This is a genomic window from Acinetobacter sp. 22323 (assembly GCF_052044895.1).
GTDB classification, from domain to species: Bacteria; Pseudomonadota; Gammaproteobacteria; order Pseudomonadales; family Moraxellaceae; genus Acinetobacter; species Acinetobacter schindleri.
Window position 1 is genome coordinate 24,408 of record NZ_JBQEOL010000002.1, and the last position, 23,097, is coordinate 47,504.

General features: G+C 45.6%; 21 protein-coding genes and 1 pseudogene. 9 read left to right on the forward strand and 13 right to left on the reverse strand.

Features of this window, described 5'->3' with window-relative positions; all coding sequences use genetic code 11:
* Positions 1–30: 30 nt before the first annotated feature.
* Positions 31–645: an IS607 family transposase gene (locus ACTJIX_RS01435; RefSeq protein ID WP_180185449.1), complete on the forward strand. Its 615-nt coding sequence runs from the start codon at positions 31–33 to the stop codon at positions 643–645.
* A complete protein-coding gene (locus tag ACTJIX_RS01440; RefSeq protein ID WP_008306985.1) occupies positions 642–1,796 on the forward strand; it encodes an RNA-guided endonuclease InsQ/TnpB family protein in 1,155 nt (384 codons plus the stop codon). Before ACTJIX_RS01435 ends, ACTJIX_RS01440 begins: the two co-directional genes overlap by 4 nt.
* 151 nt (positions 1,797–1,947) lie before the next feature.
* Here ACTJIX_RS01440 and ACTJIX_RS01445 read toward each other — a convergent pair.
* The 4 genes and pseudogenes from ACTJIX_RS01445 to ACTJIX_RS01460 all read right to left on the reverse strand — a co-directional run.
* Positions 1,948–2,304 (reverse strand): annotated as a pseudogene (locus ACTJIX_RS01445) (LysR family transcriptional regulator); the annotation flags it as partial.
* Positions 2,305–2,404: 100 nt separating this feature from the next.
* Entirely contained in the window at positions 2,405–3,700 is a 1,296-nt protein-coding gene (locus tag ACTJIX_RS01450) for a solute carrier family 23 protein (RefSeq protein ID WP_005220425.1), read from the reverse strand.
* A gap of 299 nt (positions 3,701–3,999) precedes the next feature.
* Positions 4,000–6,684: a phosphoenolpyruvate carboxylase gene (ppc, locus tag ACTJIX_RS01455; RefSeq protein ID WP_004814090.1), complete on the reverse strand. Its 2,685-nt coding sequence runs from the start codon at positions 6,682–6,684 to the stop codon at positions 4,000–4,002.
* A 145-nt stretch (positions 6,685–6,829) separates the two neighbouring features.
* Complete coding sequence (locus tag ACTJIX_RS01460; protein WP_184104196.1) at positions 6,830–7,450, reverse strand: TetR/AcrR family transcriptional regulator; 621 nt, start codon at positions 7,448–7,450, stop codon at positions 6,830–6,832.
* Between the two features lie 149 nt (positions 7,451–7,599).
* Here ACTJIX_RS01460 and ACTJIX_RS01465 point away from each other — a divergent pair, with 149 nt between their 5' ends.
* From ACTJIX_RS01465 to ACTJIX_RS01495, 7 genes are all read left to right on the forward strand, one after another.
* A complete protein-coding gene (locus ACTJIX_RS01465; RefSeq protein ID WP_008306992.1) occupies positions 7,600–8,703 on the forward strand; it encodes an efflux RND transporter periplasmic adaptor subunit in 1,104 nt (367 codons plus the stop codon).
* Between the two features lie 2 nt (positions 8,704–8,705).
* Complete coding sequence (locus tag ACTJIX_RS01470; RefSeq protein ID WP_440611085.1) at positions 8,706–11,843, forward strand: efflux RND transporter permease subunit; 3,138 nt, start codon at positions 8,706–8,708, stop codon at positions 11,841–11,843.
* A gap of 132 nt (positions 11,844–11,975) precedes the next feature.
* Positions 11,976–12,353 carry a hypothetical protein gene (locus ACTJIX_RS01475; protein ID WP_004814094.1) on the forward strand — a complete coding sequence of 126 codons (378 nt, stop codon included), beginning with the start codon at positions 11,976–11,978 and terminating at the stop codon, positions 12,351–12,353.
* A gap of 105 nt (positions 12,354–12,458) precedes the next feature.
* The gene (gene dnaJ, locus ACTJIX_RS01480) at positions 12,459–13,571 is read left to right on the forward strand and encodes a molecular chaperone DnaJ (RefSeq protein ID WP_004895889.1); all 1,113 of its coding nucleotides are present in this window, start codon (positions 12,459–12,461) and stop codon (positions 13,569–13,571) included.
* A gap of 297 nt (positions 13,572–13,868) precedes the next feature.
* Complete coding sequence (locus ACTJIX_RS01485) at positions 13,869–14,342, forward strand: Dps family protein (RefSeq protein WP_180185443.1); 474 nt, start codon at positions 13,869–13,871, stop codon at positions 14,340–14,342.
* 313 nt (positions 14,343–14,655) lie between these two features.
* Positions 14,656–15,477 (forward strand): 4-hydroxy-tetrahydrodipicolinate reductase, encoded by an 822-nt coding sequence (gene dapB / locus ACTJIX_RS01490; protein ID WP_005220412.1) that lies wholly within the window; start codon positions 14,656–14,658, stop codon positions 15,475–15,477.
* 62 nt (positions 15,478–15,539) lie between these two features.
* Positions 15,540–16,184, forward strand: a complete 645-nt coding sequence (locus ACTJIX_RS01495) for a hypothetical protein (RefSeq protein ID WP_440611086.1) — start codon at positions 15,540–15,542, stop codon at positions 16,182–16,184.
* A 344-nt stretch (positions 16,185–16,528) separates the two neighbouring features.
* On the opposite strand, the gene ahr is transcribed toward ACTJIX_RS01495, so the two are convergent.
* The 9 genes from ahr to ACTJIX_RS01540 all read right to left on the reverse strand — a co-directional run bounded on the left by ahr (position 16,529) and on the right by ACTJIX_RS01540 (position 22,974).
* A complete protein-coding gene (gene ahr, locus ACTJIX_RS01500; protein WP_440611087.1) occupies positions 16,529–17,551 on the reverse strand; it encodes an NADPH-dependent aldehyde reductase Ahr in 1,023 nt (340 codons plus the stop codon).
* 4 nt (positions 17,552–17,555) lie between these two features.
* On the reverse strand, positions 17,556–18,137 hold the full coding sequence (locus ACTJIX_RS01505) for a DNA-3-methyladenine glycosylase I (RefSeq protein ID WP_184104206.1): 582 nt from the start codon (positions 18,135–18,137) through the stop codon (positions 17,556–17,558).
* Between the two features lie 16 nt (positions 18,138–18,153).
* Positions 18,154–18,399, reverse strand: a complete 246-nt coding sequence (locus ACTJIX_RS01510) for a hypothetical protein (RefSeq protein WP_004895874.1) — start codon at positions 18,397–18,399, stop codon at positions 18,154–18,156.
* Positions 18,400–18,414: 15 nt separating this feature from the next.
* The gene (locus tag ACTJIX_RS01515) at positions 18,415–18,918 is read right to left on the reverse strand and encodes a M23 family metallopeptidase (RefSeq protein ID WP_431605731.1); all 504 of its coding nucleotides are present in this window, start codon (positions 18,916–18,918) and stop codon (positions 18,415–18,417) included.
* Positions 18,919–19,027: 109 nt separating this feature from the next.
* Positions 19,028–20,056, reverse strand: coding sequence for an A/G-specific adenine glycosylase (gene mutY / locus ACTJIX_RS01520; protein ID WP_440611088.1), 1,029 nt, complete (start codon positions 20,054–20,056; stop codon positions 19,028–19,030).
* A gap of 159 nt (positions 20,057–20,215) precedes the next feature.
* The gene (locus ACTJIX_RS01525) at positions 20,216–20,620 is read right to left on the reverse strand and encodes an HIT family protein (RefSeq protein WP_314296049.1); all 405 of its coding nucleotides are present in this window, start codon (positions 20,618–20,620) and stop codon (positions 20,216–20,218) included.
* 36 nt (positions 20,621–20,656) lie between these two features.
* Positions 20,657–21,391, reverse strand: coding sequence for a dienelactone hydrolase family protein (locus ACTJIX_RS01530; protein WP_103800836.1), 735 nt, complete (start codon positions 21,389–21,391; stop codon positions 20,657–20,659).
* A 139-nt stretch (positions 21,392–21,530) separates the two neighbouring features.
* Entirely contained in the window at positions 21,531–22,220 is a 690-nt protein-coding gene (locus ACTJIX_RS01535) for an FKBP-type peptidyl-prolyl cis-trans isomerase (protein ID WP_004814128.1), read from the reverse strand.
* A 49-nt stretch (positions 22,221–22,269) separates the two neighbouring features.
* On the reverse strand, positions 22,270–22,974 hold the full coding sequence (locus ACTJIX_RS01540) for an FKBP-type peptidyl-prolyl cis-trans isomerase (RefSeq protein ID WP_005220396.1): 705 nt from the start codon (positions 22,972–22,974) through the stop codon (positions 22,270–22,272).
* Between the last annotated feature and the right edge of the window lie 123 nt (positions 22,975–23,097).

Consider the following 23,097-nt stretch of genomic DNA (forward strand, 5'->3'; position numbering starts at 1 on the left):
TCTACTCATTTCTATACTAATATATAAATTATGAGTAAGTATGTAAGCATTAGCGTTGCAGCTAAAACACTAGGCGTTTCCATTCAAACATTAAGACGTTGGGATGAAGAAGGCGCTTTGGTTGCAGATCGAACCCCTAAAAATCACAGGCGATATGATCTGAGTAAGATCACGCCTGAGCAAATCCATAAGCTTGATAGTCAGGATCAAAGAAAAACCATTGCATACGCAAGGGTGTCTAGTCATGATCAAAAAGAAGATTTAATCCGTCAGCAACAAGTTTTAGAAATGTATTGCGCCAATCAAGGTTGGACGTTTGAGTTAATTTCCGATCTTGGTTCAGGTATGAACTACAAGAAAAAAGGCTTAAATAAGCTCCTTGAAGCCATTATGAATGATGAAATTGGGCGTTTGGTTTTAACGCATAAAGACCGTTTGTTGCGCTTTGGAGCTGAATTGGTTTTTGCCTTATGCGAAGCTAAGAGTGTTGAAATTGTTATTCTTAATAAAGGTGAAAATTTATCTTTTGAGGAAGAACTTGCTCAAGACGTTTTGGAAATTATTACTGTTTTTTCAGCAAGATTGTACGGTAGTCGTAGCAAAAAAAACCAGAAGCTCATTCAGGCGGTTAAAGACGCACTATGAGCCGATTTATACGAGGGCATGTCATTCAATTACTGCCAAACGATAAGCAAGCCACTCATTTTGCACAGGCAAGTGGTGTTGCACGTTTATCTTATAATTGGGCATTAAAAGAATGGCAACGTCAGTATAAAGCGGATAAAGAATATCGAGATCAGTGTGAATATTATGGTGTCGAGGTTGATAAAAAACTCCTCAATAAGCCATCCGAAGGCAAGATTAGAAAACACTTAAACTCATTTAAGCGTTCAAAATATCCATTTATGCTGAAAGTAACCAAGTGCGCCCCACAGCTTGCTATTAAGCAGCTAGGCAACTCATTTGATCGCTTCTTCAGTGGTCAGTCAAAGTATCCTAGACCTAGAAAAAAAGGCGTAGATGATCGTTTTTCATTATCAAATGACCAGTTTCGCATTAAAGATAGAAAAATCAGTATCCCAAACTTGGGTTGGGTAAAGATGACTGAGGATTTACGCTATCAAGGTAAAATCCTATCAGCAAAAATATTTAAACAAGGTGGCAAGTGGTTTGCTTCTATTAGTGTTGAGTTAAATCAAGCTGAGAATCTTCACCCAAAAACAGGTGTGGCTATTGGTGTTGATTTGGGTGTTTCTAATCTTGCCACGCTATCCAATGGTGAGGTTATCCCATCAAGTGCGCCATTAAAAAGACAACTAGCCAAACTAAGACGACTTACAAAGTCTTTTAGCCGCAAACAGAAAGGTAGTCAAAATAGAGAAAAAGCGAAAACCAAGCTCTCTCGTTTGCACTACAAAATATCATGCCTGAGAAAGAACCATCTTCATCAAGTCACATCGAATTTAATCAAGCGATTCGATGTAATTGCAATTGAGGATTTAAATGTGAAAGGTATGGTTAAGAACCGTAAACTCTCAAGAGCCATATCTGATATGGGATTTCATGAGTTCAAGCGACAACTGATCTACAAGGCAGCACAACATGGCAAGTCAATTCTATCTGTTGGTAGATTCTTTCCAAGTAGTAAAATGTGTTCGCATTGTGGTGAATTAAATCAAAACTTAACGCTATCAATGCGTAAGTGGCGATGTTCATGTAAAACCCTGCATGATCGGGATATTAATGCTGCGATTAATATCCTAAAACATGCAGATAAAGAATTGGTAGCCACCTAAGCTACCAATGGCGGTGAGTTACACCGTGACAGCCTGTGGAATTGAGGTAATCCCAAAAGCAATTGCGATTGGTTCTTGATAGTGAAGCAGGAATTAGACATTAAGCCCACGTAAGTAGGTTTGAGTAGGTTTGAGTAGGTTTTAAATAACGGTTATTGACCAGATACTTGGGTAGCAACAGGGGAAGATATTCACTTTGTGCTGATGAATTACACCACAAGCTGATATTAGAATGCTGTCCTTCACTAAAAACTGCCATAGCTCGTGACAGCTGTTGGCCCTGTTGCAGGATGGCTTGAGCATGTTCAGCGAAGACCTGTCCGGCAAAAGTGAGTTTTACTCCGCCAGAATGACGGATGAACAGCTTAACCTGATAGTGCTGTTCCAGTTTTTTAATCCTTTCACTGGCAGCTTGCAAGGAAATTGACGAGTATTCGGCACCCCTGGTCAGGCTGCCAGTTTCAGCAATATTTAAAAACAGCTTTAAATCAAATAAATCCAGACGCATCTACAGGATGCTCATTGCAAAGAATCCATCTATCTTAAACAATTCTTTTGAGATAAAAAAAGCAGCCTTGGCAGCTGCTATTAAATTAATTACTTGGAATCTATTTTTTATCGACCAGGCTGAAGAACCAGTTCAGGAATAAGGCTGCAAATGTTGCAGTACCAATTCCACCCAGGTTGAAATCACCAAAGGTCAGGGCAAAGTCACCCGTACCTAAAATAATGGTCACAGCCGCAACCATCAGATTTTTGTTTTGTGAGAAGTCGACTTTATTTTCAATCCAGATTTTTGCACCGGCAATGGTGATCAAACCAAAGACTACAATCGAAGCACCAGTCAGAATCGCAGTTGGAATGGTATGAATGATTGCACCAAACTTCGGTGATAAACCCAGGAACACAGCAAACACACCGGCTACGGCAAAGATAATGGTGGAGTAAACCCGGGTGACTGCCATTACACCGATGTTTTCACCATACGTGGTCATCCCCGGAGCACCGACACCACCAGCCAAGGTAGTCGCAACACCATCTGCAACAAAGGCTTTACCGATATGCGGATCCAGGTTTTCTCCAGTCATTGCGCCGACTGCTTTAATATGCCCAAGGTTTTCAGCGACCAGAATCAAGGCAATCGGTGCAATAATCAGCATGGCATTCAATTCAAAAGTCGGCGCATGAAAGGTTGGTAAACCAAACCAGGCAGCCTGCTGAATTGGCAGGAAATTAATTGCAGTGCCATAACCCATGACATTGCTAAGTACGAAATAGATCAGATACGCTAACAATAGACCGACTAATAATAATAGACGTTGCAGTAAGCCACGAGTGAATACGGCAATTGAACCCATACACAATACTGTGACCAAAGACATCCACATATTAAAAGTATTGCCCATCACGCTTTTTACAGTCACAGGGGCCAGGTTCAAGCCAATAATCATGACCACTGCACCAGTGACGACTGGTGGCATCAGTTTTTCAATCCAGCGGGTCCCTGTTGCCATGACCAGAAAACCCATCAAGGCATAGAAGATACCACAGGCAATAATCCCGCCTGCTGCAACGCCAATATTCGGATTGAGACCGCCACCACCGGCATAACCGGTTGCCGCAATCACCACACCAATGAAGGCAAAGCTTGAACCTAAATAACTTGGAACTCGACCACCTGTCATTATAAAGAACAGAATGGTACAGATCCCTGACATTAAAATTGCCAGGTTTGGATCAAAGCCCATTAAAAACGGGGCCAGTACAGTGGCACCAAACATTGCAAAAGCGTGTTGTACACCCAGAATTACAGTTTGTGCGGGTGGTAAATACTCTGCGGTACCTACTGGTCGTGCATCGATACTGCCCTCATAAGGGCGCCATTTGGGAAACCAACTGGACATAAAATGAGCACTCAAAAGATAAATTGAGCACATCATACTCTTGTTCTTTCGAAGATTTAATTACCAAAACAAAATTTTTGTTCAAATTAATTCTATGACTTTATTTGAGATTTTACCGTGTGGTAAAAGTAAAGTGGTTTAAAAATAAAGTGAAATCAGTAGATTAATTCATCAGCTACTTCTTGGGATGATCTATAAATAAATCTAATGTGATATATAAAAGAAAGCTTTTTTGGCTATTGACTGATCAATAAAAAAGCACATCATGGAGATGTGCTTCTTCATGATTAAAAAATTACTTAGCCCGTATTACGTAAACCAGCGGCAATTCCGGCAATACTTACCATTAAGGCATGATCTACCGGGGTGTGTTCAGCATTTTGCTCTGCCAGATACAGACGACGGCGTTTCATTAGTTCGGCCTGTAACAAGTGCAGCGGCAGTAAATAGGGCTTACGCACACGCATTGATTGATCCAGTACATCGTTACTGGTCAGCAGTTTTGATTCACCTTTTAAGGTCAGCAGCGTTTGTACCGCATCTTTCAGACGTTGACGCAGTTCCTCACCCAATACTTTCAGGTCGGGATCATGAGTCAAGTGTGACTCATAATACAATGCCACATCACCATCTGCTTTGGACAGGACCATTTCCAGCATATCAATCAGGGTCTGGAAATATGGCCACTGCGCTAGCATTTCATCGAGTGTGGCACGTTGACCCTGATCCAGTACCTCATTTAATGCAGCACCGGTACCGAGCCAGGCAGGTAGCATCAAACGGATCTGGGTCCAGGCAAACACCCATGGAATTGCACGTAAAGATTCAATCCCACCACTGACTTTACGTTTCGCTGGACGTGAACCTAAGGGCAGCATTTGCAGTTCCAGCTCAGGAGTAACGGTACGCAGGTATTTTACAAAGTGGGGATTTTCACGGACTGTCTGGCGATAGACCTGTACCGATAAATCGGTCATCTGATGCATCAGGTCACGCCATTCTGTTTTCGGCACAGGGGGCGGCAATAGCGTTGCTTCCAGTGTTGCCGCGGTATAGATCTCCAGGTTTTGTAGCGCGATACCTTCCAGACCGAACTTGAAGCGGATCATCTCACCCTGTTCAGTGACACGAATCGCACCTGAGATCGAGCCGGGTGGTTGTGAGAACAGGGCCTGTTGTGTTGGAGCACCCCCTCGGCTGATTGAACCGCCACGGCCGTGGAACAGCGTCAGCTGGATACCATGCTGTTTTGCAACAGCCGTCAGTTCCTCTTGGGCACGGTATTGCGCCCAGTTGGCAGACATAAAACCGGCATCCTTGGCTGAATCTGAATAGCCAATCATGACTTCATGCTTGCCCTGAATATGCTGTTTATACCAGTGCATATTGAACAGGGTCGACATGGTGCTGGCTGCGCCGTCGAGATCTTTCAAAGTTTCAAAGAGAGGCACTACACGTAAAGCCTGTTTGATGCCTGCTTCTTTTTGCAGCAATAAAACCGCCAGTACATCACTTGGATATTCCGCCATCGAAATGATATAGGCACCGAGTGATTCACTTGGCTGTTCTGCCAGCGTACGCATGGTCGCGAAGACTTCCTGCACATCCGGATGCTCAATCAGGCTGCCGGCCGGTTCATTGAGGTATTTTGGTAATAACGGACGCTTGCTTTGCAGTTCCTGTAATAAGAAATTTTGACGTGCCTGTTCAGTCCAGGTTTCAAAATTACCTAAGCCAAGATACTCCGTAATCGCAGAGATCGCCTGACGGTGACGGCCAGATTCTTGACGGATATCCAGTTTCAGCAATTCAATGCCGAAACTGTTCACACGGTAAATAAAGTCCAGCAGTTTGCCATTGGCAATTTCCGGCAGATTGCACGCTAGCAGCGAGCGATAGCACAGCAATAAAGGCTGTAATAACTCATCTTTGGTTTTAATTACCTGGCTGTCATCGGCATCATGACCATGCAGTTTTTCTGCTAGCCAGTGCCGCGTTGCTTTCAGGCGTTCACGGGTGTCACGGAGATATTCACGATAAGGTTCCGGATGTGAGCTGCCCAGCGCCTGTTGCAGTTCTTCACTGCATTGCTGGATCGACAGTTCCCAGCGCAGATCTTCAATATCACGTAAATACAGATCAGCAGCTTTCCAGCGTGACAGCCATAGTACTTCCTGAGTAATGTGATGGGTCACATTCGGGTTACCGTCACGGTCACCTCCCATCCAGGAGGCAAAACGCACTGGCGCAACACTGAGCGGTAATGACTGACCGCACTGTTGCTGTACCATGCCATCCAGTTCACGGATGAATTTTGGTACTGCATTCCATAAGGTCTGTTCAATGGTAGTAAAGCCCCATTTGGCTTCATCGACTGGTGTCGGACGATGCTGACGGATTTCATCGGTCTGCCAGGCAGACGTGATTAGCTGTTTCAGTTCGGCCAAAACGGCTTGGCGTTCACGCGGGGTGAGTTTCTGCTGGTCGCATTTGGACAGACAGTCATTGATACCATCATATTTTTGAATCAGGGTACGTCGGCTGACTTCAGTCGGATGCGCAGTCAGTACCAGTTCAATTTTCAGTTCACAGATCTGCTGATATAGGCTTTCAGCGGAAATTTCCTGCTGTTTAAATTTTTCAAATAGGGGAACCAGGGGATTTGGCGATTCGGCAGTTTCATCAAATTCGCTTTGACGGCGACGACGGACCACGTGATATTGCTCGGCAATATTGGCAAAGTTCAGGAAATGGGTAAAGGCGCGGGTAAGCGGAAGAATTTCATCATCTTCCAGACTGAGAAATAGCTGTTCGAGTTGTTTTTCTGCTTCTAGCTGGCCGTCGCGAGCACCTTTGGAAAGCGCCCGAATCTGTTCCACCTGATTAAACAAATCCTGCCCCGCATGTAGCTTTAAGGTTTCACCGAGCAGATTGCCCAGTAAACGTACGTCTTCGCGTAGTGGTGCATCAATTTGTTGAGCCATTTTTATATTCCCTCTGTTGCATTTCCTGACTATACCGCGCCTGGAAAGCATTCCAAGCCCATTACAGACAAAAGTCGGACACGACCTGCCTATAAAATAGCAAGGTGAATGCCAATTTGTATGAATCTAATTACAAATTGGCATTTTAGGCGGCATAGCGCAATAAGAAAATATGAATAGCGTCCTGAATAATTATTTGCTGTTTTTCTAAGGCAGGTACGGGAAACACACCCAGCAGAACTTTCTGATGCCGGTTACCAAATAGCAGTGAGAGCATCAGTTCAGTTTGACGCAATGGATCATCTTGCTGAATAAAATGATAGCTCTGGGCCAGATGAAAGAACTCTTGCCAGAGCTGGCTTAATCGCAGATGCGAGGCATTAAAGAATTGTTGAGTTAAAGGACTTTGCTCGGAAGCCAGTTCCATCAGCAGTAAATCCAGTTTAATCGCTTCCGGCAGATTGACCATATTCATCGACAATATACAGGCTTCATGCAACGCATCACGAAAATTGCTCTCGGCATGCAGCAGCGTCGTTGGACTGGCTGGAATCAGATGCTCGCAGGTATCCTCAATCGCGCAGGTAAACAGTGTGGCTTTGTCCTGAAAATGGTTATACACCGTCAGCTTGGTTACGCCTGCAGCCTGCGCAATCTGGTTCATGCTGGAACCATGATAGCCATGCTGCAGAAACAGGTGTTTGGCCGCATCCAGAATACGCCGGCGCTTTTCGAGATCTTTAGGACGTCCTACGGGAATTTGCACATTTTTTTCCAAAAAAAATAAAAATGGTCATTGTTTTATGGGGGGAATTCTAATTAGTGTGCCGCATGGTATATTAATTAAAAAATAACCAGTTCACTATAGCGCAGTCTATCGAACAGAAAAATCATTATTTGATAAGAGCAGACAACATGAGCACGATTCAGTACGTCCTGACCGGCATGATTATAGCTTGCAGTGTGACCTTAGGGGGATGCAGCAAAAACAATGCGGCCACAGAACAGGAAGTTCCCTTTGTCATGGTGACTCAGCCGAATACTTCCTATTTAGAACAGAAAAGCTATGCCGGGGATGTGCAGGCACGTCAGCAAACGCCGCTGGCGTTCCGGGTCGCTGGTCAGATCATCCAGCGCTATGTCGATGTCGGGGATCAGGTGCGGGTCGGGCAGGTACTGGCAAGCTTAGATGTCAAGGATGCGGAACTGCAGTTAAACGCAGCGCGTGCCCAACTGGAAAGTGCCCAGTCCGCAGCCAAAATTGCGGAAGATGAACTGAACCGTTTTAAACAGTTACTGCCGGCCAATGCGGTCAGCCGCTCGCAATATGATGCAGTCGAGAATCAATATAAGGCAGCTAGATCGAATCTAAAGCAGGCCCAGTCCAATTATGATGTCAGCCGTAACCAGACGGGTTATAACCGCTTAATTGCCAATAAAAATGGCGTGATTACTGCACGTCATATTGAAGTCGGTCAGGTCGTGGCAGCAGGACAGGCAGCCTTTGAAATTGCACTCTCCGGAGATCGTGAAGTGGTGATTGGGGTACCGGAACAGGCGGTGAGCGAGATTAAGGTTGGTCAGCCGGCCTGGGTTACCCTCTGGTCGAAAAAAGATGAAAAATTCAGTGCTTATGTGCGTGAGATTTCTCCGGCTGCAGATCAGTCCCGGACTTTTACGGTGCGGGTAGCACTACGTGAAGGTCAGAAGTCGATTCAGCTCGGACAAAGTGCCCGTGTGTTTTTTATCAAAACTCAGGACAATGCGCTGAGCGTACCCTTATCCAGTGTCTCTGCGACGGATGGCCAGGCCTATGTCATGGTGGTTAAGCCGGATTCTACCGTGCGTAAGCTGCCGGTACAGATTGGTGCTTATGGCCGTGACTCTGTGCCTGTGCTGAGTGGCCTCAAAGCAGATGATTATGTCGTGATTGGAGGCATTCACCTGCTCCGGGATCAACAAAAAATCCGTCCGATTGACCGTCAGAACCGTAGTGTGACCATTCGGGCTGGAGGTTAAACATGAATTTTAACCTTTCCGAATGGGCCCTGAAAAATAAGGGTCTGGTGCTGTACTTCATGATTCTGCTCGGTCTGGTCGGCATCATGTCCTATTCCAAACTGTCACAGAGCGAAGATCCACCTTTTACCTTTAAGGTGATGGTGGTCCAGACCTACTGGCCGGGGGCCAGTGCACAGGAAGTTTCCCTGCAGGTCACGGACCGGATTGAAAAGGAGCTGATGACCACGGGACAGTATGAACGCATTATGGCGTACTCACGTCCAGGGGAATCTTTGGTGACCTTTATTGCCAAAGACAGTTTACGCTCCAAAGATATTCCTGATGTTTGGTATCAGGTGCGCAAAAAAGTCAATGATATCCGGCATGAACTGCCACAAGGCGTGCAAGGTCCGTTCTTTAACGATGAATTCGGCGATACCTTCGGCAATATCTATGTGCTGAAAGGCAAAGATTTCGACTACGCGACACTCAAAGAATATGCCGACCGTCTGCAACTGCAATTGCAGCGTGTCAAAGATGTTGCCAAAGTTGAGCTGATTGGCCTGCAAGACCAGAAAATCTGGATTGAGATTTCTAATACCAAAGCTGCACAGCTGGGTATTCCAGTCACTGCCATTCAGCAATCGCTACAACAGCAAAATGCTATGAGCAATGCCGGTTTCTTTGAAACTGACACAGACCGGATTCAGGTTCGGGTCAGCGGTGCATTGCAGACTGTAGAAGAGCTACAGCAGATGCCACTGTATGTGAATGGTAAAACCATCCAGCTCGGCGATGTCGCAGAGGTCTATCGCGGCTTTACCGATCCCGCCCAGCCACGTATGCGTTTTATGGGGGAAAACGGCATTGGTATTGCGGTATCGATGCGTAAGGGTGGGGACATCATTGCCTTGGGTAAACATCTGGAACAGGAATTTGCCCGCCTGCAGAAATCCCTGCCTCTGGGGATGGACCTGCAAAAAGTATCGGATCAGCCGGTGGCGGTCAAACGCAGTATCAACGAGTTTATGAAGGTGCTGGCGGAAGCGGTGATTATCGTGCTTCTGGTCAGCTTCTTCTCTCTCGGTTTCCGTCCGGGTCTGGTGGTGGCTTTTTCGATTCCTTTGGTGCTGGCGATGACCTTTGCCGGGATGCAGCTATTTGATGTCGGTCTGCACAAGATTTCCCTAGGTGCACTGATTCTGGCACTTGGCCTGCTGGTCGATGATGCCATTATTGCCATTGAGATGATGGCGATCAAAATGGAACAGGGCTATAGCCGGCTGGAAGCTGCCGGGCATGCCTGGCGTACCACGGCATTTCCGATGTTGACCGGAACCCTGATTACGGCAGCTGGCTTCCTGCCAATTGCGACTGCTGCATCCAGCACTGGGGAATATACCCGTTCTATCTTTCAGGTGGTGACCCTGGCCTTGCTGGTGTCCTGGATTGCTGCGGTGCTGTTTGTCCCTTATCTGGGTGACAAACTCCTGCCGGATTTTAATAAAGACCTGATCCAGAAAGCACCTTGGTATCAGCGCCTCTGGGCACGTCTGCGCAAGCAGCCTGAACCAGAGCCGATTGTGCATCATGCGGGGGAGCATCATGATCCTTATCAAACCCGGTTCTATCAGGGTTTTAGACGCTGGGTAAATACCTGTGTCACTTATCGCAAGACCGTGATTGCGTTGACTGTAGGAATTTTTGTCCTGTCGATCATCATGTTTAAATTGGTACCGCAACAGTTCTTTCCACCCTCCAATCGGGCGGAGATCCTGGTCGATCTGAAACTAGAAGAGGGGGCTTCACTGAAAGCCACCGAAGCTGCTGTGAAAAAAGTCGAAGCTTTCCTGTCTAAACAGGAGGGCATTGATAATTACGTGGTTTACGTCGGCACCGGTTCACCGCGTTTCTATTTGCCACTTGATCAGCAATTGCCTCAAACCAGCTTTGCCCAGTTTGTGGTACTGGCCTCTTCCCTGGAAGATCGCAATGAAATCCGTGAATCTTTAAGCAAGCAGATTCGTCTGCTGTTACCTGAAGTACGTACTCGTGTATCCTTGCTGGAAAATGGTCCACCAGTCGGCTATCCACTTCAATTCCGGGTGTCGGGTGAAGACTTGGCACTGGTACGCAGCTGGGCACAAAAAGTCGCTGCCAAGGTAGCTGAAAACCAGAACACCACCAATGTGCATCTGGACTGGGGCGAGCCAAGTAAAGTGATCAAATTAGACATTGATCAGGACCGTGCCCGTCAGATGGGTGTGAGCAGTAGTGATCTGGCCAATTTCCTGAACAGCTCCATTGCAGGCGCGGGACTGGATCAGTTCCGGGAAAAACGTGAGCTGATTGAAATCCGTCTGCGTGGTGAGCAGGCTGAACGTGTCGATGTGGCATCTTTAAGCAGTCTGGCGGTACCCACTGCACGTGGTAACTTTGTGCCCTTGGCGCAGATTGCCAATATTGAATACAGCTTTGAAGAAGGACTAATCTGGCATCGTAACCGTTTGCCGACGATTACCGTACGTGCGGATATCCGTAGCAATTTACAACCAGCCACCGTGGTCAATCAGCTTGCTCCTGTCTTGGAGAGCATTAAAGATCAATTACCAAGTGGCTACTTGATTGAGGTAGGTGGAACCGTAGAGGAATCAGCACGAGGTCAGACATCTGTGAATGCCGGTATGCCATTGTTCCTGGCAGTGGTTCTGACCCTGCTGATGATCCAGCTAAGAAGTATGTCACGGACCTTTATTGTGTTCCTGACCGCGCCACTGGGCATCATTGGCGTGGTACTCTTTCTGTTATTGTTCAATAAACCGTTTGGTTTCGTCGCCATGCTGGGTACGATTGCACTCTCAGGCATGATCATGCGTAATTCCCTGATTCTGATTGATCAGATCGAACAGGATATTCAGGCTGGAGAATCACAATGGGATGCCATCATCAATGCCACGGTACGCCGTTGCCGTCCAATTGTATTGACTGCCCTGGCTGCTGTACTGGCCATGATTCCACTTTCACGTAGCATTTTCTTCGGTCCAATGGCGGTTGCCATCATGGGCGGACTGATTGTGGCGACACTGTTAACCCTGTTTTTCCTGCCGGCCTTGTATGCGCAATGGTTTAAGGTAAAGAAAACTTCGCAATCGGTCTAAAACTGTCTTAAAATCAGGTGCGAAATATTAAATTTTTTAATATAGTAGTGCCTGATAATTTTACAATTTTAAAAAATGCGAAGTTGCCGTTTTTCCCGTGTTGCAGAAACGGACAACGAGGTTGAAAGAGACATGAATCAAAAAAGTTTAACTCAAATGCGGCGCTCTGTAGCCATTGCATATGTGTTCATGTTTTTGGCCTCTTTTACCGTGATTTTTGGAATTTTTTCTTATTGGTTAGCACGCAAAGTCGCTCAGGTCGACTATGCAGAAGTCTGGCTACAGGCACAAGCGCTGTGGATCATGCGTAATGTGGTGATCTATACCATGCTGGCTGTTTTTGCAGCCCTCTGGTTTATTCCGCTCTTTTTCCATGCCTGGGACAGCATGTTATGGGTGAAAGCTTGCACGGTCGCTGGCGTCGTATTCAGCTTTATTGCGTTTATTTTCATGATTAATGCCTGGTTCAAGGGCGTGTCCAAATTCTATCAAAGCAAAGCTGTTTTCTAGGCTTTCGATTTTTTTTCATATTCCCCCTTGTAAAAACTGGTTTGACCCCCAATTTCAGACCACAGTTAAGTATTAAATAAAATTCCGTGAGGAGCATCGCCAGACATGGCTAAACGTGATTATTATGAGGTTTTGGGTGTTGCTAAAACCGCTAGTGATGATGAGATTAAAAAAGCCTACCGTAAGTTGGCGATGAAATATCATCCAGACCGCAACCCTGACAATCCAGAAGCTGAAGAAAAGTTCAAGGAAGCTTCAGAAGCTTATGAAGTACTGTCTGACAGCGAAAAGCGCAGCATGTACGACCGCATGGGCCATCAGGCCTTTGAAGGTGGTATGGGCGGCGGTGGTGGCTTCGGCGGTGGTTTTAGCGCAGAAGATATTTTCAGCCAGTTCGGTGACATCTTTGGTGGGGCATTTGGTGGCGGTCGTCAGCAACAACGTGCGCGCCGTGGTTCTGACTTACGTTATGTGATGGAACTGAGCCTGGAAGAAGCAGTCAAAGGCGTCAAGAAAACTATTACCTTCACTGCGCCTGCACCGTGTGATGCCTGTGATGGTAAAGGCTCTAAAAATCCGAATGATGTGGAAACTTGTCCGACCTGTCATGGTGCGGGCCAGGTACGTATGCAGCAGGGGTTTTTCTCTGTACAGCAAACCTGTAGCACCTGTCGTGGTCAAGGCAAGATCATCAAGAATCCATGTAATAAATGTCATGGTTCGGGCGTATCTGATCGTCAGCAAACCCTGGAAGTTACCATTCCAGCCGGTGTGGACAATGGCGACCGCGTACGTTTAACCGGTAAAGGTGAAGCGATCCGTGATGGTCAATCAGGCGATCTGTACGTAGAAGTGGTGGTGCGTGAGCACGAGATCTTCCAGCGTGATGGTGCTGACCTGTATATGGATGTGCCTGTTTCAATTGCTGATGCTGCATTGGGTAAAGAGATTGAAATCCCAACCCTGGATGGCCGTGTCAGCCTGAAAATCCCGGAAGGTACGCAAACCGGTAAATTATTCCGTTTACGTGGTAAGGGTGTAAAACCTGTTCGTACCAGCATGACTGGTGACCTGTTATGCCGGATTGTGGTTGAAACACCAGTAAACCTGACTGCACGTCAGCGTGAATTGCTGAAAGAGCTGCAAGCATCAATGGATGGGGAAGGTAGCCAATCTTCACCGAAGAAAAAATCATTCTTTGATCGTCTGTTTGACTAATTGAATGAAAATAAAAAAGGACGCTCAGGCGTCCTTTTTTTAGATCTCAGCTTTACAGTTCACCGATTTTTAAAGAGAAAAAATTGGTATCTTCCTCAGATTTCTATATAAGTTTACTGCTTAGTAAAGCTCCTGTCATACCTTACATTCCTGTGGCTTGAACTTACTCTGTTATTTCAACAAAGCTAACATAAATGATACTGATCTCATCTTTTGCAATTTGTTGAAGTAGCTAAACTGATTATAAGAATAAACAAGTTGATCACGCATATTTTTTTAAAATTTAAGGTAACCGAGATGATAAAAGTAAATATTGGTATTTCAGCCGAAGACAGAGCGGAAATTGTAGAAGGTCTATCCAGACTACTTGCCGATAGCTACACCTTATATTTAATGACCCATAACTTTCATTGGAATGTCACCGGCCCGCAATTTAATACTTTACATAACATGTTCATGCAGCAATATACCGAACAGTGGAATGCTTTGGACATCATTGCAGAACGGATCCGTTCTTTAGGCTTTCCGACACCAGGAACCTATCAGCAGTTTGCAAAACTGACTTCTATTGAAGAAATTGAAGGTGTACCTAAAGCAGAGGAAATGATTCATTTACTGGTCAATGCCCATGAGACGGTTGCCCGTACCGCAAGAAGCATGTTTGACATTGTAGACAAGGCAAATGACCAGCCAACTGCAGATATCCTGACTCAACGACTGAATGTACACGAGAAAACAGCCTGGATGTTAAGAAGCCTGTTAGAAGAGTAAATCTTTCAGATATTCAAAGCTGAATTTTTAGTTTTCTATTTCCAAAGTATTGCTCTCATACAACTGGTCCATGGTTATCCTATGGGCTTTTTATATTTTTAATCCTGAGCTCATAATGTATACAGGAAAAATAGCTTGCCCAATATTTTATAGAAAGCCGACTCTTTAGAATTTAATTAAACATTTCCTGCATATCAAAAACGCTCATGACCTTCTTTAATTCTTTTCATTGATTTTTATGCGATCAATCTTAGTGTTAGGAGCGAGTTTTGCTATAGTAAGAACAATTTCGAATCAATATCAGGACTATGTTATGTCAGCGACACCACGCATTGGAATTTTAGGTGCAGGCGGCCGTATGGGGCGCATCCTTATTCAGGCGGTGAAAGAAGCCGGCTATCAATTGGGCGCAGCAGTTGAACGCCCAGAAAGTACTTTAATTGGTACAGATGCAGGTGAAATGGCAGGTATTGGTGCAGTTGGCGTAAAAGTTGTGGGTAGCCTTGAAGAAGTGGTGAAAGACTGTGATGTTGTCATTGACTTCACTGCACCTGCAGCCACTATACATCACCTTAAAGTGTGCCGTGAAAATGGCGTGGCCATCGTGATTGGTACCACGGGTCTCAACGACGAACAAAAAGCTTACCTCGATGAGTCTGCAACTGAAACCCCTGTGGTCTACGCTGCCAACTATTCAGTGGGTGTAAACGTGTCAATTAAACTACTAGAGCTAGCATCTAAAGTATTTGGTGATACCGTTGATATTGAAGTGATTGAAGCGCACCATCGTCATAAAGTGGATGCACCATCAGGTACAGCACTGATGTGGGGTGAGGCAATTGCAGGTGCACTCGGCCGTGATCTGAAAAAAGATGCAGTCTATCACCGTGAAGGCCATACAGGTCCACGTGAGCGCCAAAGTATCGGCTTCCAAACGATTCGTGGTGGTGATATTGTGGGTGAACATACAGCGATGTTTATTGCCGATGGCGAACGCGTTGAAATTACCCATAAAGCCACTAACCGCATGAACTTCGCTTCAGGTGCAGTACGTGCCGCGGCTTGGGTAGTTGGTCGCGAAGCGCGCAAATATGACATGAAAGATGTACTTGGTTTTAACGATATTCAAGTTTAAATTTTCGTCAAAATCATTTATAAGTATAAGAATAACTAAAACTAAAATAAGACGACAATGGAATGAAAAAAGTCATACTCATGTTCTGTGCTGTGGCATTTGCCGCCGCAGCACAGCCTAAATCTGTACCGAATGCCAAACTCAGTATTAATAAAAATAATATCAAGGTCTGGACCTATCAAGACAAGAACAATCCGGTTTTTCTGTATAAAGCTGAAACGACCTATGATGTACCGATCGAACAGGCGGTGCACCTGATTATTGATGTCGATAATGCAGTAAAATGGGTGCCTTATATGGGCAATGTGAAGGTACTCTCCCGGGATGACAAAAAGGGCGATTTCACCTTGTATATGGTGCTGGATTTCCCATTTCCGCTGAAAGACCGGGACTTAGTGGTACAAGGGAAAATGATCCGTGAAGCCAATGGCCAGATCACGATTAAGAACAAAGCTATTCAAAAGGGCTATCCACTGAATCCGGATTATGTACGCTTGACCCATTATGAAGGTGACTGGACTTTTAACCGTTTAGGCGAGAAAAAGGTCAAGGTCTCTACCTATGGTTATGCCAATCCTGAAGGCTCTATCCCGCTGACCTTTGTAAACATGTTTGTACAGCAGCAGCCTTATCAGATGTTGCAAAAAATGAAGCTGGAACTGAATAAATCCTCGACAGTTCCGGTATTGCCAGAAGCATTGCGTTAGCTGGATGGCGAATCTTTAATCGTGTGGCGCACAAGATTAAAGCTCTCAATAGAGAGACCATCCGTCAACTGGCTTTACAGGGGATCGGCATTACCTGTCTATCAAGTTTTCTGGTTAAAGACGATTAACAGCCAGGTGGTTTACAGGCCCTGTTTGAAGACCAGATTGAGCTGCATTATCAAAAAATTATGCGATCTATCACCGGCAGGAACATTTGCCTAAACGCATATATCTATTTATTAAGTTTCTGGCCCAGAAACTGGCCAAATATTTATAAATATACCTATAAGAAAATCTACCCTATTCCTAGGAGAGGGTAGATTTATATTCAATCAGGAATAAAATCAAAAGTCTGCTTTCAGTACAATCCGATAGCGGGCCTTGCCAGAATGCAGGCGTTCAATCGCTGTATTGATGTCTGACATTGGAAATAATTCAATTTGTGGCGCAATATTTTTACGCGCAGCAAATTTCAGTAACTGACGTAAAGCTACTGGAGAGCCTGTCGGTGAACCAGTCACGGATTTGGCACCGCCAATTAATGAGCCAGCCGAAATCTGCATCGGCTCTAAAGGTAAGCCAAGCATATGCACGGTACCATTCGGTGCCAGTGTCGCCAGATAAGCCTGCCAGTCCAACGTGACATTCACGGTACTGAGCAGCAGATCGAATTTACCGCGAAGTTTTTTAATCGCTGCCGGATCACGGCTGTTCACCACATGATCCGCGCCCATGGCTTTGAGCTCATCGGTTTTATCCAGATTGGAGGTAAAAGCAGTAATTTCACAGCCCCAGGCTTTGAGCAATTTAATGGCGATATGCCCTAAACCGCCAATGCCAATAACCCCGACATGGTGAATGGCCTGAATCTGATGTTTCAGAATCGGATCAAATACGGTAATACCACCACAGAGCAGGGGACCGGCACTGGTCGGATCCAGATCTTCCGGTAGAGGAATTGCCCATTGCCAGCCAGCACGGACTTTATCGGCGAAACCACCGGCATGACCCACAATTGTCGCCACCTGACCCCCAGTACACATGACCTGTTGACCTGCAATACATGGGTCACAATGCTGACAACTTTCTGCTGTCCAGCCAATGCCGACACGCTGACCGACCTTTAAACCTTTGGCTTCCGACCCCAGTTGTGTGATTGTGCCAATAATTTCATGGCCGGCTACAACAGGATAGACCGAAGATCCCCAGTCATTATTGAGCACTGAAATATCGGAATGGCACAGGCCACAATATTCAACTTTGACTTCCACCTGATGTGGCTGAAGTTCACCTGCATCAAATTGATAAGGCTCTAGTGCGGCACCTGCAGACATCGCGGCATAGGCTTGAATGGTATTATTAGACATGGGCTCAGCTCTTATTTGAATGAGAGGATCTTGTTTTAAAGTGACAGTGATTTTCATGGTCATCGACCATGCCCACTGCCTGCATAAAGGCATAACAAATCGTTGGACCAACAAATCTGAAACCGGCTTTTTTCAAGGCCTTGGACATGCGCTGACTTTCAGCAGTTTGCGCCGGAGCCTGCCGATAATTTGCCACATCATTATTTAAACGTGGCTGCCGGGCAAAAGACCATAACCATTCGACTACATCATGACCTTGAGATTTCAGCTGTTGCCAGGCTCGGGCATTATCCCGAATTGCGGTCAGTTTACCGATATGCCGGATCAGACTAGCATCTTGCAGTTTTGCTGTGAGTTGCTCATCTGTAAAAGCAGCAATGGTTGCAATAGAATATTGAAAGAAATGTTCACGGTATGCTTCACGCTTTTTCAGGACCGTGATCCAGGCCAATCCTGCTTGCTGTCCTTCCAGACACAGCATTTCAAACAGACGCGGTTCATCCAGAACAACCTGACCCCATTCCTGGTCGTGATATTGAATATAAAGAGGATTATCGGAGCACCAGCCACAGCGTTGAATGGTCATGTGATGCTCCTTATTTTTAGAGTTTAAACGTGGTCCATTGATCTTGCTGGTTATCCCAGTAAGACAGCTCTGCCTGCTCCAGATCACTAAACTGGATCCAGGCATCTTTACCGTTTTTATCGGCATAACCGGTACTGATCAGAAGTGCATCTTCGGTGATTTCCATAATCCAGCCCTGATAAGTCTGGTCATTGAGCACGATTTTTTGTTGATTGCCTGATTCAGCAAATTCTACCAGACGGTTGATCAACGCTTCTGACATGTACATTTCCTAAGATTAACGTAAATATGGATAGGGATTTACTGCACCACGGCCTTTACCCTGCAGATAAAGCCCATAATGCAGGTGAGGCGCAGTATGCCGTGCATTACCGCTATTGCCAACATAGCCAATTACCTGACCTTTTTTGACATAGTCCCCGACACTCAAGCCGCGCTTATGCCCGTCGAGATGCGCATAATAATGCCAGGTTCCACCCGGGCCGAGTATCCAGATCACTTTACCACCCAAATTGTTATTGCGTAAGTCTGCAATCAGGCCCTCCGTCGCACTCAGAACCTTGGTTCCACGTGGAGCCATAATGTCGATACCTTCATGCAGGCGGCCACTGCTACGGGAAGCGCCCCAGGTATCCTTGAGCTGGCGTGTCTTGATGTTATCTACCGGGATCGGCAGCCGGGAGGGCATTGATGTATTTCTCAGTTGCTGCACCAGAATCGGATTTAGTACTGCAGAACCCGACTGTTTTGGAGTAGAGCTACACGCTGCCAATAGCAGCATCAAAACAGAAATAATGGCAAAACGAATATTGTGCTGCAAAGCATCCTTCCTTGTGCACCTGTATCAAATTCAAAATTATTAAGTTAAAAATCTCGTATTTCTAAATATGTCACAGTTGAGTTGCAGAGATCAATTTTTTCATTGCTGTGGGGATGCCGGCCTGAACTGCCGCGGTTGGCTCTAGCCAGATACCGTTCAGTTCAATAGCTAAATGCTCTTGCAGATCAGCATCAATAGCAAATACTAGACCTTCCAGCTGCCAGGTAAAATGGGTAAAACTATGCGAAATTTCGACTTTTTGTATGAACTGTTTTAAACCTAGACTCTGTTTTAATACATCCAGTTCATGTACTTCTTCGATAATCGGCAAGCACCATAGACCACCCCAAAGTCCAGTATTAGGACGTTGCTGCCACAGCCATTGATCACCACATTGTAAGATCAGTACCTGGGCAGATTTCACCGGTACTGGTTTTTTAGCTTTTTTAAAAGGTAGCTCGTTTTCTAAGCCTTGCTGATGTGCCTGGCAATGCTGTTGCATCGGACAATACAGACACAGCGGTTTCTTGGGCGTACAAACTGTGGCTCCCAGATCCATAATTGCCTGGGTATAGTCATGATTACGTTCGTTAGGACATAGCTCTTCAGCCAGTTGCCACATGGCACGTTCATGAATGGGCTTAGATAGATCATCTTCAATGGCAAAGAAACGTGACAAAACCCGTTTGACATTACCATCCATAATCACGCCGTATTTACGTAACCCTAAAGACATCAATGCACCAGCCGTCGAGCGGCCAATACCCGGCAGGGCCATCCATTCTTCCAGGGTTTCAGGAAAATGACCTTGCTTAGCTACAATTCCAGCTGCTTTGTGCAGATTACGTGCCCGGGCATAATAGCCGAGTCCAGCCCAGTAGGGGGCAACCTCATCCCAAGTCGCGGTTCCCAAGTCCTGAACCGTAGGAAAGCGTGCAATAAAACGGTCAAAGTACTGTAATACCGTTTTGACCTGAGTCTGCTGTAGCATAATTTCAGAGACCCAGACTTTGTAAGGATCATTTGCTACCTGCCACGGCAAGTCATGCCGGCCATGAACATCAAACCATTCTAAAAGCGCATCTGAAAATACAAACATGAATACTGAACAAGGCAGGGAAACAGGAAGGCATTATAGCGGATTCAGCTGAAGGAATCGGTGAAAAGTGTATCAAGGTAAATAGACAGATCAGGCAATAAAAAAAGTGAATGATCCGAAGTTCATTCACTCTGGTAAAACTTGATCTAAAAACTGATTTTAGTCTTCAATTCCCCAACGGGCATCCAGTTTCAACACTTTGCCTTCATAACGTGGAATAAGGTGAATATGCAGATGTTCAGACTTTGCCTTAAATACCTCACCATCGTTAAAGCCTACATGAAAGCCAGCCGGTTGATAGCGTAAATTCAGTTCATTACGTGCCTGTTCCAGCAAAGACATCAGGCTTTTACGTTCTTTATCGGTAATTTCAAAAAAGGAAGCCACATGACGTAGCGGAACGATCACACTATGCCCTTGGGATAATGAATTCGGTTCAGGCAACACCACACCAAAGTCATTTTTGGCAATGACATCATATTCGTCATAGTTGCAGTATGGACAGTTGTTCTCAGCCATTTCATTCTCCTTATTTCTTCTTGAATAATCATTTTTTGCACTAATCCGCTCCCCCTCAGAGTGGAATAGCACAAATATTCTTTACGCCAGGCGACGTGCCAGCAGGGCATACATTGCCTCAAGGCTCTGTTTTTCTGCTTCAGCATTGTAACCAAGGTCTACACCATTGGCTTTGGCCCGTTCATCGGCAAGCGGGTTGCTAAAGCCATGTTTGGCATCTTTGAAGATGATCACGTCGTGTTTCACATTGGCGGCCTGCATTTCCTTACGGAAACTTTCAACATCATCCAGTGAAACCATGCTGTCCTGTTCACCGTGCAGGACGAGAATCTCAGCCTGAACCTGACCTTCTTGAGCAGGTGCTTTGGGTGACAGATTGGCATGGAAAGTTGCCACTGCCTGCAATGGAGCATTAGAACGTGCCAGATCGAGTGCGACTTTACCGCCATAACAGAAACCGATTGCGGCCAGTTTATCTGCATCAACTTCATCTTGTGCCGCGAGGGTATTTAGGGCAGCCGTAGCACGGTTCACAATCGTATCGGGATCTTCAAAAGTCTGCATCATCCATTCATAGGCTTGATTCGATGCCGTGGTGACTTTTTTATCGCCATACATATCAATCGCCAGGGCAGCATAGCCGTGTTCAGCCAGTTCACGGGCACGCTGTTCGGTATAGTCATTACGCCCCCACCATTCAGGTGCCACAATCACGCCTGGAACAGGCGTATCGGATTCGGGCGCTGCAAAATAACCGATTAACTGGCTGCCATCCTGCGCCGTATATTGAATCTCACGTGTCTTTATTGCTGCCATGGAAGTTCCTCTATTGTTGTTCAATATTTTGATGAAAGCATAAACATAGCAAAAGCCAAACAGATGTCACAGGATTACAGCAGATTAATTTGTTCTTTTTAGTCAAAAAAGGAGATATGCCCGGATATCTCCTTTTTGATTATTTCATGACTTCAATCAGTTCAATATCGAAGATCAAGGTGCTATTCGGTTCAATCACATCACCTGAACCAATTTGTCCATAAGCAAGTTCTGCAGGTATAAAGAAACGGTATTTGGCACCAGGTTTCATCAGTTGCAGACCTTCGGTCCAGCCCATAATCACCTGACTTGTCTTGAATACGACCGGCTGATTACGTGCAATTGAACTGTCAAACACAGTACCATCAATCAGACGACCTTCATAATGTACTTTGACATTACTGTTCGCATTTGGCGATTTTCCTTTGCCATCTTGCAGGATCTGGTATTGCAGTCCTGATTTAGTCGTTTTAATCCCTGGTTTTTTGGCATTTTCAGCCAGGAATTCACGGCCAATTTTGGCATTTTCTTCAGCTGTTTTCTTGAGCTCAATTAACTCGCGAGCATCTGCCTGACGCTTGTATTGCATCAGTACCTTAGCCATTTCTTCTTCAGTCAAGCTGGCTTTTTGCCCTGCTGCTGCGGCTTTCAGTCCAGCACTAAATGCATCCAGATTGATGCCTTTTAGTGAATCGGCATTATTGCGACCCATAAGATAGCCAAAGCTGTAACCCACCTGTTCTGCTTCTGTACTTTTGGTGGTGATATCCTTGGCATATAGGCTACCGGAACATAACAGCAGGGCAGCAAGGCTAATTTGTATTTTCATTCTAGTTTCTCAAAAACAAGGGAGAGCATATTGCTCTCCCTAAACCGTATTATTTTACTTCGATGAGTTCAACATCAAAAATCAAGGTGCTGTTCGGCGGGATGGTACCTGGCACCCCTTGCTGACCATAACCGAGCTGAGACGGGATATATAAGGTGGCTTTACCGCCTTCTTTCATCAGCTGTAAACCTTCAGTCCAGCCTGGAATGACCTGATTTAGTGGGAATTCGATCGGTTCACCACGTTCTACTGAGCTGTCAAATACCGTGCCGTCAACCAGCTTGCCAGTATAGTGAACTTTGACCATAGAATCTGCAGCAGGTGATTTTCCTGTACCTTCTTTGGTTACCAGGTATTGCAGGCCTGAAGCGGTGGTCTTGACGCCAGGTTTTTTCCCATTTTCAGTCAGGAAAGAATCACTTGAAGCTTGGGCCTTTTTAGCATCATCAAGCTGCTTTTGCTGCATATCCTTCTGGAACTGCTCATAAGCTGCCTGTAGTTCTTCTTCATTATAGGCTGCCTCATTACGGGCATGGCCATCACGAACACCGGTAATGAAGCTATTGATATCTAGCTCTGGTGGAGTTTGATGTGCGACTTCATAACCGAGAGCATAGCTGATCTTAGAAACTGCAGATGCATCTTTAGATGCCTTAGAAGTTTGATTTACCGGATGTTGAGTTGCATAGTAAACAGGAACGAGCGCAGCACCGCCTAGAAGAACAGCGACAGCAATCGGTAAGGCCTTACTCATGTATTATTCCAATATGATGTTATCGTTAATGTTCGTTCCATCTTAGCAGAAATTTTTAAGAAATCTTGAACCGCCTGTGCAAATTTCAACGGGTTTTTGCTGTGGTTTGGTAGAGCCCAGAAT